The sequence below is a fragment of the Streptomyces sp. NPDC044106 genome (genome assembly GCF_056433985.1).
In genome coordinates, this window is record NZ_JBWKFZ010000007.1 from 239,822 (window position 1) to 257,274 (window position 17,453).

A 17,453-nucleotide genomic window follows, 5' to 3' on the forward strand; every position below is an offset into this window, starting at 1 on the left:
CGCACATGCACGTTCTCGTGGTGCACAACCGCTACAACTCGGCGCAGCCGAGCGGGGAGAACAAGGTCGTCGACCAGGAGGTGGAGCTGCTCCGCGGGGCCGGCCACCGGGTCGGGGTGTTCGAGCGGCGCAGCGACGACATCGCCGCCCGGTCCCTGCCGGGCAAGGCCGCGCTGCCGCTGCTCGTGCCGTGGAACCCCGCGGTGCGCAAGGAGCTGGCCGCCCGGCTCCGCGCCGAGCGGCCCGACGTGGTCCACGTCCACAACGTCTTCCCGCTCCTGTCGCCCGCGGTCCTCGCCGCCTGCGCGGACGCCGGTGTGCCCGCCGTCGCCACGCTGCACAACTACACCCAGGTCTGCCCGCCGGGCACGCTGCAGCGGGACGGCCTGCCGTGCACCGAGTGCGTCGGCTCCACGCCGCTGCCCGCCGTCCGGCACGGCTGCTACCGGAACTCCCGGCTCGCGACGGTGCCGCTCGCGGTCAGCCTCGTCGTCAACCGGCGGCGGTGGTGGTCCGGCGTGGAGCGGTTCTTCTGCATCTCCGCCGCGCAGCGCGACGTCCTGGTGCGCTCGGGCATGCCCGCCGAACGGCTGGCCGTGAAGCACAACTTCGTGCCGGAGCCGGACGCCCGCCGCTCGGGCCCCGGCGAGCATCTGCTCTACCTCGGCCGGCTCGCGGAGGCCAAGGGCGTACGGCTGCTCATGGCCGCGTGGGACGAGCTGGCGGCGGGCGGCGGTGTGGGCGTGCCGCTCGTCATCGCCGGTACGGGGCCGCTGGAGCGGGAGGTGAGCGCGTGGGCGGCGGGCCGGGACGACGTGCGCTACGTCGGCCTGTACGACCCGGCGCAGTGCCGGCAGGCGATCGCTCGCTCGGTCGCCGTGGTGGCTCCCTCGACCTGGCTCGAGGCGTTCGGCCTGGTCGTCGTGGAGGCGATGGCGGCGGGGGTACCGGCCGTCGCCGCCGGTCACGGCGCCTTCGTCGAACTCGTCGAGGACGGGGTGTCCGGGCTGCTGCACCGGCCGGGCGAGAGCGCCTCGCTCGCGGCCTGCCTGCGCCGGGTCGCGGCCGATCCGGCCCTGGGCCAGGAGATGGGCCGGGCGGCCCGACGCCGTTACGAGCGGGGCTTCAGCCCGGCCGTCGGCCTGGAGCGCCTGGTGGAGGAGTACCGCACCGCGATCGCGGGGCGGTCAGCACTGACTCGTGACGGGAAGACCCGCGCGAGCAGGGGGGATGGGAAAAGTACATGACACGATGCCGACTCTGCGGCTCGGAAGCGACGGCGAGCGTCGTCGACCTCGGGGCGACGCCGCCGTGCGAGAGCTTCCTCGCCGCGGACCAACTGGACGAGCCGGAACCGGCGTACCCGCTGCACCTGCGGGTCTGCACCGAGTGCTGGCTCGCGCAGCTGCCTGTGCTGATCACGCCGGAGGAGACGTTCAAGGAGTACGCGTACTTCTCGTCGTACTCGACGTCCTGGGTGGCGCACGCGCACACATTCGTCGCCGACTCCGTGGAGCGGGTGGGGCTCGGCCCCGACGCCTTCGTGGTCGAGGTCGCCAGCAACGACGGGTACCTGCTCAAGCACGTGGTGGACCGGGGGATCCGCTGCCTCGGCATCGAGCCGTCGGTGAACGTCGGCGCCGCGGCGCGCGACGCCGGTGTGCCCACGCTCACGGAGTTCCTGAGCCCCGACACCGGATCGGCCGTCCGCGCCGAGCACGGCCCGGCCGACCTGGTCGTGGCCAACAACGTCTACGCGCACATCCCCGACGTGGTCGGATTCACCCAGGGCCTGCGCGCTCTGGTCGCCGACGACGGATGGGTCTCCATCGAGGTGCAGCACCTGCTGACATTGATCGAGGAGAACCAGTACGACACGATCTACCACGAGCACTTCCAGTACTACACGGTGGCGTCCGCGATCCGGGCCCTGGCCAGCGGTGGCCTTGCGCTCGTGGACGTCGAGCTGCTGCCCACGCACGGCGGCTCCATCCGGCTCTGGGCGCGCCCGCAGGAGGTGGCGGGCGAACCCGGTCAGCGGGTGGCCGACGTGCTGGCCAGGGAGAAGGCGGCCGGTCTCCAGGAGCTGTCCGGGTACACCGAGTTCTCCGCCCGGGTCGCCAAGGTCCGCAGGGACCTCCTGAAGTTCCTCATCACGGCGGCCGAGCGCGGCGAGACGGTCGTCGGCTACGGCGCCCCCGGCAAGGGCAACACCCTGCTCAACCACTGCGGCATCCGGCCCGACCTGCTCGCCTACACGGTGGACCGCAACCCCTACAAGCACGGCAGATTCACCCCCGGCACCCGCATCCCGATCCTGTCGCCCGAGCAGATAGCCGCCGACCGGCCGGACTACGTGCTCGTCCTGCCCTGGAACCTGCGGGCCGAGCTGGTCGAGCAGCTGTCCTTCGTGCACGACTGGGGCGGCCGCCTGGTCTTTCCCATCCCGGAACTGAGCATTGTCGAGGCCACATCATGAAGGTCGTACTGTTCTGCGGCGGCTACGGGCTGCGCATGCGCGCCGGAGCCTCCGACGACGTACCCAAGCCGATGGCCATGGTCGGCCCGCGACCGCTGATCTGGCACGTCATGCGCTACTACGCGCACTTCGGGCACACGGAGTTCATCCTGTGCCTCGGCTACGGCGCGCACCACATCAAGAACTTCTTCCTCAACTACGAGGAGACGACGTCCAACGACTTCGTGCTGCGCGGCGGGCGGACCGAGCTGCTCTCCACCGACATAGCCGACTGGACGATCACGTTCGCGCAGACCGGCATCGAGTCGCCCATCGGGGAACGCCTTCGCCGGGTGCGCCACCACCTGGACGGCGACGAGATGTTCCTCGCCAACTACGCCGACGTGCTCACCGACGCCCCGCTGCCGGACATGATCGACTCCTTCGCCCGCCGCGACGCGGGCGCCTCGATGATGGTGGTCCCGCCGCAGTCGTCGTTCCACTGCGTGGACCTGGGCGAGGACGGCCTGGTGGGCGGCATCACCGCGGTGAGCGATCTGCCGCTGTGGGAGAACGGCGGCTACTTCGTGCTCCGCCAGGAGGTCTTCGACCACATCCCGGAGAACGGGGACCTCATCGGCGACGGCTGCGCCCAACTGGCCAAGCAGGGGCGGGCGGTGGCGTACCAGCACCGCGGCTTCTGGAAGCCGACCGACACCGTCAAGGAGCGGGCCGCGCTCGACGAGGCGTACGCCAGGGGCGAGCGCCCGTGGGCCGTGTGGGAGCGGGACGGCGTGCGGGTCGGCCCGGCCGGGGCCGGGCGCGGCGCCACGGCGGCGACCGCGTGATCCGGCTCGGGACCGGCGCTCTGGACCGGATCGTCGCTGTGGGCGCGCACTGCGACGACATCGCCATCGGCGCCGGCGGCACGCTCCTCGCGCTGTGCCTCGCGCGGCCGGGCATCCGCGTCGACGCGCTGGTGCTCACCGGGGGCGGCGGCGAGCGGGAGCAGGAGGAGCGGGCCGCGCTCGCCGCCTTCTGCCCCGGCGCCGACCTGCGGCTCACCGTGCTGAAGCTGACCGACGGCCGGCTTCCCGCGCAGTGGGACGAGGCCAAGGCCGCCGTCGAGGAGCTGCGCGGGCAGAGCGATCCGGATCTGGTGCTCGCCCCGCGTACCGACGACGCGCACCAGGACCACCGCGGCCTGGCGCAGCTGATGACCACCGCGTTCCGCGACCACCTCGTGCTCGGCTACGAGATCGTCAAGTGGGACGGCGATCTCGGCCGCCCGGTGGCGTACCAGCCGCTGTCGCCGGAGACCGCCGAGCGGAAGGTGCGGCTGCTGCAGGAGCACTACCCCTCGCAGCGGCACCGGCCCTGGTACGACCGGGAGGCGTTCCTCGGGCTCGCGCGGATCCGCGGCATCGAATGCCACGCGCGCTACGCCGAGGCGTTCGCCGTCACCAAACTCACTCTCGACCTGGGGGAATGAACCTTGCGCGTACTGCTGACCGGACATCAGGGCTACCTGGGCACCGTGATGGCCCCGGTCCTCACGGCCGCCGGACACGAGGTCGTCGGCCTCGACGCCGGCCTGTTCGCCGACTGCGTCCTCGGCCCGGCGCCCGCGGATCCGCCGGGCGTGCGGGTGGACCTGCGCGACGTCACGGCCGACCACGTGGCCGGGGTGGACGCCGTGATCCACCTGGCCGCGCTCTCCAACGACCCGCTGGGGTCCCTCGCGCCGGACCTCACCTACGACATCAACCACCACGCGTCCATCCGCCTCGCCCGGCTGGCCCGCGAGGCCGGGGTGCGGCGCTTCCTGTACGCGTCGACCTGCTCGGTGTACGGCGCGGCGGGCGGTGGCGACCTGGTCGCCGAGGACGCCCCGCTGCGCCCGGTGACGCCGTACGCGGAATCCAAGGTGCGGGTGGAGGACGACCTGCACGCGCTGGCCGACGGCGACTTCAGCCCGGTGTTCATGCGCAACGCCACCGCCTTCGGCTACTCGCCCCGGCTGCGCGCCGACATCGTGCTGAACAACCTGGTGGGCCACGCCCTCCTCTCCGGCGAGGTGCTCGTGCTCTCCGACGGCACCCCCTGGCGCCCGCTGGTGCACGCCGCGGACATCGCGCGGGCCTTCGCGGCCGCGCTGGCCGCGCCCAAGGAGGCGGTGCACGACCGGGCGTTCAACATCGGCAGCGAGGTCAACAACGTCACCGTCGCCGAGATCGCCGAGCAGGTCGCCGAGGCGGTGTCGGGATCGAAGGTGCGGATCACCGGGGAGAACGGCGCCGACCCGCGCTCCTACCGGGTGGACTTCTCCCGGTTCCGCGCCGCGATGGGCGGCTTCGACTGCGAGTGGACGGTGCAGCGGGGCGCGCTCGAACTCGCCGATGCCTACCGGGAGTTCGGGCTGACCCGGGAGGACTTCGAGCAGCGCTTCACCCGCCTCGCCGTGCTGCGCGCGGCGTCCGAGGCCGGCACCGTCGACGACACCCTGCGGTGGCGCCGATGACCGACCGGGTGGAGAAGAGCACGGGCGAGCAGATGTACGAGCTGGTGGAGCGGCTGTACCCGCTCTGCCGGAGCATCACCGGCGACGGGGTGCGCGCCACCCTGAGCATCGTCGACGAGTACCTGCCGCTGCGGATGCACGAGGTGCCGACCGGGACGCAGGTGCTCGACTGGACGGTGCCGCAGGAGTGGAACATCCGGGACGCGTACATAGCCGACGCCGCCGGGAACCGGGTCGTCGACTTCGCCGCGTCCAGCCTGCACGTCCTCGGCTACAGCGTGCCGGTGTCGGCGACCATGCCGCTGGCCGAGCTGCGCGAGCACCTGTACACCCTGCCGGAGCACCCGAGTTGGGTGCCGTACCGCACCAGCTACTACAAGCCGGAGTGGGGGTTCTGCCTCGCCCAGGAGACGCTGGACGCGCTGCCCGACGGCGAGTACGAGGTGTGCGTCGACTCCACACTCGCCGACGGCCACCTCACCTACGCCGAGCACGTGATCCCCGGGCAGGTCCCCGACGAGGTGATCGTCTCCTGCCACGTCTGCCACCCGTCGCTGGCCAACGACAACCTGGCGGGCATCGCGGTGGCGACGTACCTGGCCAGGGCCCTCGCCGAGCGGACGCCGTACTACACCTACCGGTTCATCTTCGCGCCCGGCACCATCGGGGCGATCACCTGGCTCGCCCGCAACGCGGAGCGGATCGAGCAGGTCAGGCACGGGCTGGTGCTGGCCTGCGCGGGCGACCCGGGCGACCTGACGTACAAGCAGAGCAGGCGCGGCGACGCGGAGATCGACCGGGTGCTGCGGTACGTCCTTGCCGCCTCCGGACGACCGCACCAGGTCAACGAGTTCACGCCGTACGGCTACGACGAGCGGCAGTTCTGCTCGCCCGGTTTCGACCTCGGCGTGGGCTCGCTCAGCCGGACGCCGTACGCCGGCTACCCCGAGTACCACACTTCGGCGGACAACCTGGACCTCGTCTCCCCGGAGGCGATGGCGGACACCCTCGCGGTCTGCCGCGAGGCGTTCGCGCTGCTCGACCGCAACCGGCGCTACATCAACCTCAGTCCTTACGGCGAACCGCAGTTGGGGCGGCGGGGGCTGTACGACGCGCTCGGTGGCCGCAGCGACACCAAGCAGGCGCAGATGGCCATGCTCTGGGTGCTCAGCCTCTCCGACGGCGAGCACGCTCTGCTGGATGTCGCCGAGCGGGCCGGGCTGCCGTTCGACACCGTGGCCGCCGCGGCCGACGCCCTGCACGGCGCCGGGCTGCTCAAGGCATGACGCCGATGACCACCGGCGGGGAGAAGACGACGGCCCCGGCGGACCAGGGCTCCGGCGCCCGGTCCGCCGCCAAGCGGGCCGTCGTCGGCCGGCTCTCCTGGGGTCTTGCCGACCAGGCGGCCTCCAGCATCAGCAACTTCGTGGTGGGCGTCTACGTGGCACGCTCGCTCGGGCTCGTCGCCTTCGGCGTGTTCAGCCTCGCCTGGGTGACCTACGGCGTGGTGCTCAGCGTCTCCCGCGGCCTCGCCACCGACCCGCTGGTGGTGCGCTTCAGCGGCGTGCCGGAGGCGTCCTGGCGCGGCGCGGTGGCCCGCTCTTCGGGTACCGCGCTCGGCGTCGGTGTCGCCCTCGGCGCGGTGAGCCTGGTGGTCGGCCTCGTGGTCGGCGGCCGGGTGGGGCCCGCGTTCGCCTGCCTCGGCGCCGTGCTGCCCGGCCTTCTGCTCCAGGACGCCTGGCGGTACTCGTTCTTCGCCGCGGGCACCGGGCGCAAGGCGTTCGTCAACGACCTCGTGTGGGGCGTGGCACTCGTCCCCGCCATGGTGGTGGCGGCGCGCGTGGGCAGCGTGGCCGCCTTCGTGCTCGCCTGGGGCACGTCCGCCGCGGTGGCGGCGGTGTACGGCTGTTTCCAGTCCGGCATCCGGCCCCGGCCCGGCGGCGCGCGCGAGTGGCTCCGCGACCACCGCGACCTCAGCTACCGGTACCTGGCCGAGAACGTCGGCGTCAGCGGCGCGAGCCAGCTGCGCGCGTACGGGCTCGGCGCGATCGTCGGGGTCGGCGCGGTCGGTGTGATCCGCGGCGCCGAGCTGCTGCTCGGCCCGTTCATGGCCGTGCTGATGGGCCTCTCGCTGGTCACCGTCGCGGAGGCGGCGCGGGTGCTGCGGCAGGCACCGCACCGGCTCGGCGTGTTCTGCCTCCTGCTCGGCGGCGTGCAGGCCGTCGCCGCGCTGATCTGGGGCGCGGCGCTGCTGCTGATGCCCGACCGGCTCGGCGAGCTCGTGCTCGGCGACGTCTGGAACTCCGCGTCCGAGCTCATCGTGCCGGTCACACTCGGTGTCGCGGGCGCCGGTCTGGGCACCGGCGCGGCGGCCGGACTGCGCGCGCTCGCCGCGGCCCGCCGCAGCCTGCGCAGCCAGCTGATCGCCTCCGCCTTCTATGTCGGCGGCGGACTCGGCGGGGCGGCCGCGGCCGGCACCGTCGGCTCGGCCTGGGGCGTCGCCGCCGCGACCGTCTGCGGCTCGGCCGTGTGGTGGCTGCAGCTGCGGTCCGCCCTGCGCGAGCGCTCCAAGAACCCCATCCCCGAAGTGAGGACTTCATGACCGCCCAACCCAGGCTGAGCATCGGCCTGCCCGTGTACAACGGCGAGGAGTACCTGGCCGAGTCGCTCGACGCGCTGCTCGGCCAGACGTACGAGGACTTCGAGCTGGTCATCACCGACAACGCCTCGACCGACGGAACGCAGGACATCTGCCGCAAGTACGCGGCGAACGACTCGCGCATCCGCTATGTCCGGCTGCTGCGGAACATCGGCGCCGCCCCCAACCACAACTACGTCTTCACCCAGTGCCGCGGCGAGCTGTTCAAGTGGGCGTCGCACGACGACCTGTACGCCCGGGACCTGCTGCGGGCTTGCGTGGAGGCGCTGGACGAGCGCCCCGAGATCGTCCTCGCCCACTCCGGGCAGGCGGTCATCGACGCCGAGGGGCAGGTGAAGGTCCCCTACGAGTACGGGCTCGCCACCGACTCCCCCGACGCGCCGGAGCGCTTCCGCAGCCTGCTGTTCGAGCCCGGCGGCGACGACTTCTACGGGGTGATGCGGGCCGACGTGCTGCGCCGGGTGAAGCCGCACGACAGCTACCACCACGCGGACCGCACGTTCGTCGCCGAGATCACCCTGCACGGGGCCTTCCACCAGGTGCCCGAACTGCTGTACTTCCGCCGCGACCACCCCACCCGCGCCGAGCGGGCGAACCCCGGCAAGCGCGCCCGGTGCGTCAACCTGGACCCGCGCAGGGCGGGCCCGCTGCACCCGACGCCCCGGCTGCTCGCCGAGTACGTCTGGGGCTTCGTCTCGGCGATCCGGCGGGCGCCGTTGTCCCCGGCCGACCGGCGCGCCTGCTACCGCCACCTGGCCGCATGGCTGGCCGGCCGGGCCCGTCCCGGCGCCGGTGAGCGGGTCGAGGACCGCGCCCCGGTCGACCCGGCCCTGCTCACCGTCTCCGTCGACGCCCTCGTCGCCGGCCGTGAGGGCCGCGAAGGCGGACGGGCATGACATCCACGGGCCAACCCCGGGTGCGCGTCGGGGTGTTCGGCCTGCTCGGCTCCGGCAACCTCGGCAACGACGGGTCGCTGGAGGCCGTGCTCGGCCACCTCGGCGCGGCGCATCCTGAGGCGGCCGTGGACGCGCTGTGCGGCGGACCCGGGACGGTCACGGCCCGGTACGGCATCCCCGCTACGCGGCTGCACTGGTACCGAGGGGAGTACCGGACCGCGTCGCGCGCGGGTGCCGTCGTGGGGAAGGGGCTCGGCAAACTCGTCGACGTCTTCCGCACCGCCGCCTGGGTGCGCAGGCACGACGTGGTGATCGTGCCGGGCATGGGCGTCCTGGAGGCCACGCTGCCGCTGCGGCCGTGGGGCTTCCCGTACTCGCTGTTCCTGCTCTGCGCGAGCGGCCGGCTGTTCGGCACCCGGGTCGCGCTGGTCGGCGTCGGCGCCGCCGCGATCGCCGACCGGCCGACCCGGGCCCTGGTGCGCTGGTCGGCCCGGCTCGCCGCCTACCGCTCGTACCGGGACACGCTGTCGCGTGACGCGCTGCGGGAGATGGGCGTGGACACCGGACGCGACGAGGTCTACCCGGACCTCGCGTTCGCGCTGCCTGCGCCGCGGGCGAGCGCTCCCCCGGCGGGCGCGCCCGGCCCGGTCTGCGTCGGCGTCATGGCCTTCCACGGCAGCAACGACGACCGGGCCAGGGCCGAAGAGATCCACCGGCGCTACCTCGAAGGGACGACCCGGTTCGTCCGCGCGCTGGTGGCGGACGGCCGGCAGGTCCGGCTGCTCACCGGTGACGCGTGTGACGCGCCGGTGGTCGCCGCGATCCTCGACGCGGTCGGCTCACCGCTGGTCACCGCCGCCGAAACGGCCTCGCTGGCCGACCTGATGGAGGAGACGGTGGCCGCCGACGCCGTGGTGGCGACCCGGTACCACAACCTCGTCTGCGCGCTGAAGGCCGGCACACCGACGCTCGCGCTCAGCTACGCGGCGAAGAGCGACGCGCTCATGGCCCTGATGGGCCTCGGCGCGTACTGCCATCCGGCCCGCGAGGTCGACGCCGACCGGCTCCTCACCCAGTTCCGGGAACTGGAGCAGCACTCGGCGCAGCTGCGCCGGATCCTCACCGAGCGAAACCTCGCCGCCACCCGGCGCCTTGAACACCAGTTCACCGCCCTGAGCGCGGCGTTGTTCCCGTCGAGCGACCACACCCGAGCCCATGCCCAGCGGGAGATCCGATGAAAGCGACCGAAGTGCCGGAGATCACCGGCGCGTTCCTCTTCGAGCCGACGCCGTACGCCGACGAACGCGGCTTCTTCTGCCGCACCTTCGATGCCGACGTGGTCCGCTCGGTGGGCCTCGACCCGCACGCCTTCGTCCAGGACAGCCTGTCGCGCTCCGTCCGTGGCGTGCTGCGCGGGCTGCACCTGCGCTCCGGCGACGGGGAGGCCAAGCTCGTGCGGTGCTCGTACGGGAAGATCTTCGACGTGGTCGTGGACCTGCGGCCGGACTCGCCGACGTACCGCAACCGGGCCTTCTTCGAGCTGTCCGGCGAGACCCAGACGACCCTGTACATCCCCGCGGGGTGCGCGCACGGCTTCCAGGCGCTGACCGACACCGCCGACACCTCCTACCGGATCGACCGCCCGCACGACCCGGCCGAGGACGTGACGATCGCCTTCGACGATCCGGAGCTCGCCATTCCGTGGCCGCTGCCGGTCACGTCGATGTCCCGGCGGGACCGGGAGGCACCGAGCCTCGCCGACGCCCTGAAGCAGAAGTCCTGAAGCAGAAGTCGAAGCACGGAGAGAGCTGAGGTCGTCGTGGACACCGAAGAATTCCGACTGCCCCGGTCGCGGCGGGCCAACGAGCGGTTGCACGCCCTGGTCCCGGGGGGCGCGCACACCTACGCCAAGGGCGACGACCAGTACCCCGAGGGCCTGGCCCCGGTCATCAGCCACGGCCGCGGCGCCCATGTGTGGGACATCGACGGCAACCGCTATGTCGAGTACGGCTCCGGTCTGCGGTCGGTCAGCCTCGGGCACGCCCACCCCCGCGTGATCGAGGCGGTGCGGCGGGAACTCGACCGCGGCAGCAACTTCGTCAGGCCGTCCATCCTGGAGGTCGAGGCCGCCGAACGCTTCCTGGCCACGGTGCCGACCGCCGAGATGGTGAAGTTCGCGAAGAACGGCTCCGACGTCACCACGGCCGCGGTGCGCCTGGCCCGCGCCGTCACGGGGCGCCCCCGGGTGGCCATCTGCGGCGACCATCCGTTCTTCTCCGTCGACGACTGGTTCATCGGCACCACGCCGATGTCCGCCGGCATTCCGGCGGCGACGACCGAGCTCACCGTGGCCTTCCCGTACGGGGACCTGGCCGCCACGGAGGAGGTGCTCACGCGCTACCCGGACGAGGTCGCCTGCCTGATCCTCGAACCCGCCGGGCACAGCGAGCCGCCGCCCGGGTACCTGGAGGGGCTGCGCGAACTGGCCGACCGGCACGGCTGCGTACTCGTCTTCGACGAGATGATCACCGGGCTGCGCTGGTCGGAGGCGGGCGCCCAGGGCCTGTACGGCGTCGTCCCCGACCTGTCCACGTTCGGCAAGGCGCTGGGCAACGGGTTCGCCGTCTCCGCGCTCGCCGGGCGCCGCGAGCTGATGGAGCGGGGCGGACTGCGCCACCGTGACGACCGGGTGTTCCTCCTTTCCACCACGCACGGTGCGGAGACGCACTCCCTGGCCGCCGCGATGGCCGTGCAGGCCACCTATGTCGAGGAGGGCATCACGGCGCGGCTGCACACGCTCGGCGAGCGGCTGGCCGCGGGGGTCCGTGAGGCCGCGGCGAGCATGGGCGTCGGCGACCACGTCGTGGTGCGGGGCCGGGCCAGCAACCTGGTCTTCGCCACCCTCGACGAGAACCGGCGGCCGTCGCAGCAGTACCGCACCCTGTTCCTGCGCCACCTCCTCGCGGGCGGGGTCCTCGCCCCGTCGTTCGTGGTGAGCAGCGCGCTCGACGACGCCGACATCGATCACACCGTCGACGTGGTGGCCGGGGCGTGCGCGGTGTACCGGAAGGCGCTGCACGCCGCCGATCCCGGCCCCTGGCTGGCCGGACGGCCGGTGAAGCCGGTATTCCGCCGCTTAGCGTGACGAGGCGTCAGCGCCGCTCGCACCGACCGGCGTCGGCCTCCTCAGGGACCTTCCGATCGGCCCTTCGGCCGGAGATCCCGTCCGCCGTCCGGTCGACCAGCCAGGCCGTCGCCGGGATCACCGCAAGCGCGGTGCACCAGCCGCCGAGGACGTCGGTCGGGTAGTGCGCGCCCAGGGCGACCTGCGCCCAGCCCATGGCGGCGCCCGCGACCAGCGCCGCGGCGAGCACGAGTGAGGTGCCCGCCGCCCTGCCGAGGCCGAGCCTGCCGGTCGCGAGGAGCGCCGCCACGAGGGCGAGCGCGGTGAGGAAGGCGGTGTGCCCGCTCGGGTAGGAGAGGTTGTCGTCCCCGTGGATGGTGCGTCCCACCAGGTACTTGAGCAGTGTCGCCGTCACCACGGTCACGGCGAGGCCGACCACGATGAGCACCGCCGCACGGGGACTGCGAAGCAGCAGGCAGCCCGCCACGGCGGCCACGACCAGCATCGCGGCTCCGGCGGGCTCTCCCAGGAAGTCCACGGCCAGAGCGACGTGCCGCCACGGGGGCCCCACACTGTCCGCCGTCGGCCGGACGACCCACCTGTCCACCCTGCCGGGCTCGCTGTGCCCGGCGTACAGGACCCCGAGGACGACGACCACGAGCGCGGCGAGGCCCGCGATCAGTCCGAGCCACGCACGCGGCGCGCGGGGCAGCACCGCGAGCCGCCCGTCATGTCCCATCATCCCCCCAAGGGCATCTTCACCACCCTGCCCAAGGACGACGAGATCAGTCATGTCCCGTCAAGTCGCGGCTGGTTCCACCGCTCCGAGGGTGTCGATGAGGTGGGGCGGGTAGCCGGCCGCGCGCAGCGGAGCGCGGACGTCCCGGTCGAGGTCGGGCAGGTATCCGAAGAGGACGTCGGCGGGCCCGGTGATCTCGACGTCCTGGCAGACCGCGGGGAGCAGCAGCGTCTCGGCCCGGCCGAGCTCTTCGTCCCAGGCGCCCGACCGCACGCGGACCGGCGCGCCGACGTTGGAGAGGATCTGCGCGGTGGCGAAGGAGTGACGCAGCGGTTCGGCCGTCCCGCCGGCCAGCCGCCCCGATCCGCGGTAGCTCTCCTCGCCGTGGTCGGGCCGCGGGGTCATCCCGGAGGTGGCACCCGGCGGGGTCTGCTGCTGACGAGGCTGAGACATGACGGCTCCCGGCGTTACGTTCGGTCGACGGCGCCCGGAACCCGGCACGCACCACACATGCTCACCTGCCGGCCGGGAGCCCGCCGGCCGAGGAGCGGCAGCCGGGCAGTTCGTGAGGAAGGTCGCCGTGCTCGCGGAAGGCCCGTCACCCGAACCGCAGGACGCGCGGCGCGAACGCGCCCTCGGGACCGTCGGCGCGGCCGACCGACCACACCGTCGCCGATCCCGGCACCGGGGCGAGGCGCAGCGTCCGGGAGTCGCCCTCCCCGGCCACCGCCGGTTCGGCGTACTCGGTGAACGACTGCCCGTTCCAGGCCAGGAAGTCCGGCCCCGGGACGAGCGGCGGATAGCTGCCGGGCGGGCCCAGCTTCTGCGAGCGGGTCACCGATACCCAGGCCAGTTCGCCGGACGTACCGGGCGTCAGCGAGCTGACCGAGCCGAAGTCGGTGGGCACGGTCACCCGGTTCCACGCCTGCCCGTCCCAGCGGACGAGCAGGGGTGGGATCGGTTTGCCCACAGGACCGCCGACGAATCCGGCCGTGCCGCCCGCCCACACCTCCGTCTTCGAGACCGCAAGCACGCTGCCCACGGCCGAGCGCGGGAACCCGTCGACGATCGTCTGCTGCCACGCCTGCCCGTCCCAATGCGACACGGCCGCCCCCGATCCGGTGGCGCCCGCGGCCCAGGCGTCGTCGGCGGCCAGGACGTGCAGCCCGTTCACGTATCCCGGCGGCACCGGCAGATCCCGCCAGCCGCGCCCGTCCCTGCGCAGCAGCGCCTGCGCGCCGTTCCGCGAGCCGGTCAGCCAGGTCTCGCCGCCACCGGCGACGACCTCGCCCAGCACGACACCGCGCGGCGGCGGGCTCTCGGACCAGGCCTTGCCGTCGTGGCGGAGCAGGTGGGAGCCGCCCGTCGAGTCCCGGCCGACCGCCCAGACCGCGGCCGGTGAGGTCGCGGCGACGGACAGCAGCTCGCCCTGCCAGCGGACCCCCGGCAGACTCTCGCGCTGCCACGCGGTCCCGTCCCAGCGCAGCATCAGCGGGAAACCCGGCGCCGCACGGCCGACGGCGTCGGCCCCGACCGCCCACGCCCGGTCGGGGCCGAACGCCACGGCCTCGTTCAGCCCGGCCTGTGGGCGTACCTGCGCCGGGACCGGGACGTGCTGCCAGGACCGGGTCTCTGCCGCGGCCGTCGTCATGACGGTCACCAGGGCCAGGGCGACGGCGAGGGCCGCGACGAGCAGTCGACGCACCATGGTCAGCCTCCCAGCCGCTCGCTCATCAGATTCGGTTTCGAGCCGTAGATCTCGACGGTGCCGAAGGACAGCAGGGAGCGGCCGGTGCTCGTCAGCGCACGCGGTTGGACGTCGATGGCGTTCGTGCGTTCCGGGCCGTAGGAGAAGGCGGTACGAGCGCCGTCCACCCGCGCGTACTTCGACCGGAACGCGCGGTCGCTGCGCACCGGCAGCCACAGCGCGCCGTCGGGGCCGCGCACCGTGGCCTCGGTGTAGGTGTCACCCAGCGCCGGGTAAGTGGTGCGCCAGGCCCGCCCGTTCCAGGCCGTCAGGTAGGTGCGGGTCACGCCGTCGGTGTACTGGCTGCCGCCGATCGTGGCACGTCCTGACGGTTCGAGGAGGATCGTGTGCACGTTGCTGTTCGACGGCAGCGGCACCTTCGCGTCCCGCCACGCCGTGCCGTCCCACCGCAGAACGGCGGTCCCGGTGTCGGTGTCCGCCCAGGCCCAGGCGTCGGTCGCGGTACGCGCGGTGACGCCCATGAGGAACAGCACACCGTCCGGGGTGGGCCGGGTGGTCCAGCGGGCGCCGTCGTAGTGCAACACCTTCAGGCCGGTGTCGTCCTCACCGACGACCCAGGCCGCTCCCGGTACCGCGGTGAAGTCCTGGTACGTCCAGAGGGTCCGCGGCAGCGGAACTGTGCTCCAGCCGGTGGCCGACCGGCGCAGGATCTCCCCCTCCCCCGCGCGGTTGTGAAAGATCCACACTTCCTCGCCGACGAACTGCACCTTGCCGAGCCAGCCGGATTCGCCGACGCCGGGGAAGCTGGTGTCCCGGCTCCACTTCGCGCCGTCCCACCCGTACAGCATCGGCCGCATCCCGTCGGCGGCCTGCTCGTACCCGGTCGCCCACGCCTCGCCGGAACCGCGGGCGGCCAGATCGAGCACGGTCACCGGCGCGACCGCCGCCGGAACCGGCACCGCCGACCAGCCCGGCGTCACGGCCGAGGCCGGCGACACCGCGGTGACACACGCGATGACGAGGCAGACGATGACCACGCGGAGACCGTGCACAGGACCTCCCAAGGCCGCGAAGGGCGCTCAGCCTAGGGCGTCCGCCCAGCGGTGAACAGAGCTGAACGGGATTGTTCGGTGGCTCGGACCAGGCCTGACGAACAATCCGTGAGCCGGTGAGATCGTTCACGGATGCCTGACCGGTATCCGCCATCGAGCACCAGAAGGAGAACTGTGCTGACTCGCACGAAGCTCACCACCGCGCTGGCGGCAAGCGTCCTCACGGCCGGGATCATCGGCGGCGCCTCCGCGACCGCCGCACCGTCCGAGCGTCCGGCCACCCCGTCGGTGGGGCACGCGTCGGTCGCCTCCTGCCTCGGCGGGGACTGGTCGTACGACGGGTACAAGTACGCGCCCCAGGGCGACGGCTACTACGTGACCACCAACCGGTGCGACGACATCCAGGTCAAGCCGGACCGGGACACGAAGATGAAGCTCTGCTACCTGAAGAACCGGAACCCCGACAACAAGGTCTGCAAGGGCTGGGTCACGGCGAAGGCAGCCAAGTGGACCGTCCTCGGCAAGGACTTCAACGACGGCGTCTACTTCTACCTCGACTTCCCCAACTCCCCCTACCTCAAGACGGGGTGGGTCGCCGCCTGACGGCTTGACGTCTGCCCCCGCCTTTTCGGCGGGGGCAGCGCCATGTGCGGACCGGGCGGGGGGCATCGCCTCACCGTCCGGCGGACAGCAGTAGGACTATGTCCAGGTTTGAACCGTAATTTCATCTTTCCACCCTTTGGCACCCCATGTAGGCAACTGCCTGCTTTCGCGATGCGCCCGAGCGAAACGGCTCACATTCTGACGGCCCGTCGATTCCATTCCGGGCCGTATCCCATTCGGTGAATTGAGTCACACCGTCCGCCGTACCCCGCTCCGGGAATCTCCGCGCGCATTCCCGCGCCACTCCAGGAGAGTTGGGCTTTTGGATCAAAGGCGGCGAGGAGTTTCCGATCTTCAGCGACAGCCCTCACGCATTGCCGATGCAAATTCGTATCTTGTTCCGTCCTGTCTTTCTCGTCTAACGTCACCGCCAATCCGGATGGAACGCCGAATCCTGCCGCTGTCCGGAATCCCTTCCACCACTCACTTACGCCCGGCAGGAGCGGGGGACCCAGGTAAGCCGCCGACCCGGATTCCGGGACGGCTCGGGGTGAAGGCGCATTCACCGTGCGTCCGGACATCTCCCGTCCGAACCCGACAGCTCACCTCGCAGGCGACGGAGAGGAATGCGTCATGCCCGCAAAGGGAAAGCACCGCCGCCCCAAGTCGAGCCCGCTCACCCGGGGCATCGCCGCCGCGGGCACGGGCGGCGCCGTGCTCGTCCTGCCGGTGCTCGGCGCCACCACCGCCGCCGCGGCACCGGCCGACGGGGCCGCCAAGCCCACCGCGGCCCCGAAGACCTACGTCGTCCTCGCCGGCGACTCCCTCTCCAAGATCGCCAAGGAGCACTCCCTGAGCGGCGGCTGGAAGGCCCTCTACCAGCAGAACCGCGGCATTCTCGGCGACAACCCGGGGCTGATACACCCCGGCCTCAAGCTCACCCTCGGCAAGGACGACGCGGCCGGGACCGCCTCCAGGACGTCCGCCGAGCGGGCGGACCGCTCCGGCAACACCGACGCGCTCGCCGCCGATGCCCCCACCGCCCCGGCCGTGAGGTCCTACCCGAACGACCTCGACGGCTGGATCAGGGAATCGCTCGACATCATGGCCCAGCACGGCATCCCGGGCACCTATGAGGGCATTCACCGCAACGTCATGCGCGAGTCCTCCGGAAATCCGCTGGCCATCAACAACTGGGACGTCAACGCCATTGCGGGAACCCCCTCCAAGGGGCTCCTGCAAGTTATCGCCCCCACCTTCACCGCCTACCACGTGCCCGGCACTTCGCTGGACAGCTTCGACCCGGTCGCCAACATCACGGCCGCCTGCAACTACGCGGCCGACCGCTACGGTTCGATCGACAACGTGAACGGCCCCTACTAAAAGCGGGCCGGCGTCGCCGAATGGAAAGAACTCCAGAACTCGCCGATGCAAAGGGCGACTTCAAAAGGTGACAAGCCTTTCGTGCGTCGGTAGCACCTGGGTGCTACCGGCGTACGCGCCGGTCGGTGCGTGAATCGGGCGAGAGAGCCGACACTCGGCGGACGATTCCGCGGCGGCAGCCGGTGAGGATGACGGGCATGGACCCTGAACTCGCCACAGCCATCCCGCCGTTCACCGCCACCCACCCGCCGCTCGCCGACGCGCGCGCCGTCTCCGCCCGGTGAGGGAGGCAAGTCCGGCGCCGGGGCAG

Annotated in this window: 17 protein-coding genes and 1 riboswitch; of the genes, 13 read left to right on the forward strand and 4 right to left on the reverse strand. The window is 72.3% G+C overall.

Features of this window, described 5'->3' with window-relative positions; translation table 11 throughout:
- Window positions 1-5 precede the first annotated feature (5 nt).
- The 11 genes from AC07DI_RS14630 to AC07DI_RS14680 are packed head-to-tail and all read left to right on the forward strand — an operon-like array spanning window position 6 to window position 11,679.
- Complete coding sequence (locus AC07DI_RS14630) at window positions 6-1,247, forward strand: glycosyltransferase (protein WP_384252091.1); 1,242 nt, start codon at window positions 6-8, stop codon at window positions 1,245-1,247.
- Entirely contained in the window at window positions 1,244-2,479 is a 1,236-nt protein-coding gene (locus tag AC07DI_RS14635; RefSeq protein ID WP_478904680.1) for a class I SAM-dependent methyltransferase, read from the forward strand. The genes AC07DI_RS14630 and AC07DI_RS14635 overlap by 4 nt, the downstream gene beginning before the upstream one ends.
- Window positions 2,476-3,306: a glycosyltransferase family protein gene (locus tag AC07DI_RS14640; RefSeq protein ID WP_478904681.1), complete on the forward strand. Its 831-nt coding sequence runs from the start codon at window positions 2,476-2,478 to the stop codon at window positions 3,304-3,306. The genes AC07DI_RS14635 and AC07DI_RS14640 overlap by 4 nt, the downstream gene beginning before the upstream one ends.
- Window positions 3,303-3,950: a PIG-L deacetylase family protein gene (locus tag AC07DI_RS14645; RefSeq protein WP_478904682.1), complete on the forward strand. Its 648-nt coding sequence runs from the start codon at window positions 3,303-3,305 to the stop codon at window positions 3,948-3,950. Before AC07DI_RS14640 ends, AC07DI_RS14645 begins: the two co-directional genes overlap by 4 nt.
- A 3-nt stretch (window positions 3,951-3,953) precedes the next feature.
- On the forward strand, window positions 3,954-4,979 hold the full coding sequence (locus AC07DI_RS14650; RefSeq protein WP_478904683.1) for an NAD-dependent epimerase/dehydratase family protein: 1,026 nt from the start codon (window positions 3,954-3,956) through the stop codon (window positions 4,977-4,979).
- Complete coding sequence (locus tag AC07DI_RS14655) at window positions 4,976-6,265, forward strand: DUF4910 domain-containing protein (RefSeq protein ID WP_478904684.1); 1,290 nt, start codon at window positions 4,976-4,978, stop codon at window positions 6,263-6,265. The genes AC07DI_RS14650 and AC07DI_RS14655 overlap by 4 nt, the downstream gene beginning before the upstream one ends.
- Window positions 6,266-6,270: 5 nt before the next feature.
- Window positions 6,271-7,581 carry a hypothetical protein gene (locus tag AC07DI_RS14660; protein WP_478904813.1) on the forward strand — a complete coding sequence of 437 codons (1,311 nt, stop codon included), beginning with the start codon at window positions 6,271-6,273 and terminating at the stop codon, window positions 7,579-7,581.
- The gene (locus AC07DI_RS14665; RefSeq protein ID WP_478904685.1) at window positions 7,578-8,534 is read left to right on the forward strand and encodes a glycosyltransferase family 2 protein; all 957 of its coding nucleotides are present in this window, start codon (window positions 7,578-7,580) and stop codon (window positions 8,532-8,534) included. The genes AC07DI_RS14660 and AC07DI_RS14665 overlap by 4 nt, the downstream gene beginning before the upstream one ends.
- A complete protein-coding gene (locus AC07DI_RS14670; protein WP_478904686.1) occupies window positions 8,531-9,772 on the forward strand; it encodes a polysaccharide pyruvyl transferase family protein in 1,242 nt (413 codons plus the stop codon). The genes AC07DI_RS14665 and AC07DI_RS14670 overlap by 4 nt, the downstream gene beginning before the upstream one ends.
- A complete protein-coding gene (gene rfbC, locus AC07DI_RS14675; protein WP_478904687.1) occupies window positions 9,769-10,317 on the forward strand; it encodes a dTDP-4-dehydrorhamnose 3,5-epimerase in 549 nt (182 codons plus the stop codon). Before AC07DI_RS14670 ends, rfbC begins: the two co-directional genes overlap by 4 nt.
- A gap of 36 nt (window positions 10,318-10,353) precedes the next feature.
- The gene (locus AC07DI_RS14680) at window positions 10,354-11,679 is read left to right on the forward strand and encodes a glutamate-1-semialdehyde 2,1-aminomutase (protein WP_478904688.1); all 1,326 of its coding nucleotides are present in this window, start codon (window positions 10,354-10,356) and stop codon (window positions 11,677-11,679) included.
- A 7-nt stretch (window positions 11,680-11,686) separates the two neighbouring features.
- On the opposite strand, the gene AC07DI_RS14685 is transcribed toward AC07DI_RS14680, so the two are convergent.
- The 4 genes from AC07DI_RS14685 to AC07DI_RS14700 form a co-directional block, all read right to left on the reverse strand.
- Complete coding sequence (locus AC07DI_RS14685; RefSeq protein ID WP_478904814.1) at window positions 11,687-12,397, reverse strand: phosphatase PAP2 family protein; 711 nt, start codon at window positions 12,395-12,397, stop codon at window positions 11,687-11,689.
- A 60-nt stretch (window positions 12,398-12,457) separates the two neighbouring features.
- Window positions 12,458-12,850 (reverse strand): hypothetical protein, encoded by a 393-nt coding sequence (locus AC07DI_RS14690; RefSeq protein WP_478904689.1) that lies wholly within the window; start codon window positions 12,848-12,850, stop codon window positions 12,458-12,460.
- Between the two features lie 145 nt (window positions 12,851-12,995).
- The gene (locus AC07DI_RS14695; RefSeq protein ID WP_478904690.1) at window positions 12,996-14,105 is read right to left on the reverse strand and encodes a hypothetical protein; all 1,110 of its coding nucleotides are present in this window, start codon (window positions 14,103-14,105) and stop codon (window positions 12,996-12,998) included.
- A gap of 2 nt (window positions 14,106-14,107) precedes the next feature.
- Window positions 14,108-15,157, reverse strand: a complete 1,050-nt coding sequence (locus AC07DI_RS14700; protein WP_478904691.1) for a hypothetical protein — start codon at window positions 15,155-15,157, stop codon at window positions 14,108-14,110.
- A 174-nt stretch (window positions 15,158-15,331) separates the two neighbouring features.
- Here AC07DI_RS14700 and AC07DI_RS14705 point away from each other — a divergent pair, with 174 nt between their 5' ends.
- On the forward strand, window positions 15,332-15,760 hold the full coding sequence (locus tag AC07DI_RS14705) for a hypothetical protein (RefSeq protein WP_478904692.1): 429 nt from the start codon (window positions 15,332-15,334) through the stop codon (window positions 15,758-15,760).
- Between the two features lie 474 nt (window positions 15,761-16,234).
- A riboswitch (cyclic di-AMP (ydaO/yuaA leader) is annotated at window positions 16,235-16,391 on the forward strand.
- 2 nt (window positions 16,392-16,393) lie between these two features.
- A complete protein-coding gene (locus AC07DI_RS14710) occupies window positions 16,394-17,143 on the forward strand; it encodes a transglycosylase SLT domain-containing protein (protein ID WP_478904693.1) in 750 nt (249 codons plus the stop codon).
- Window positions 17,144-17,453 lie beyond the last annotated feature (310 nt).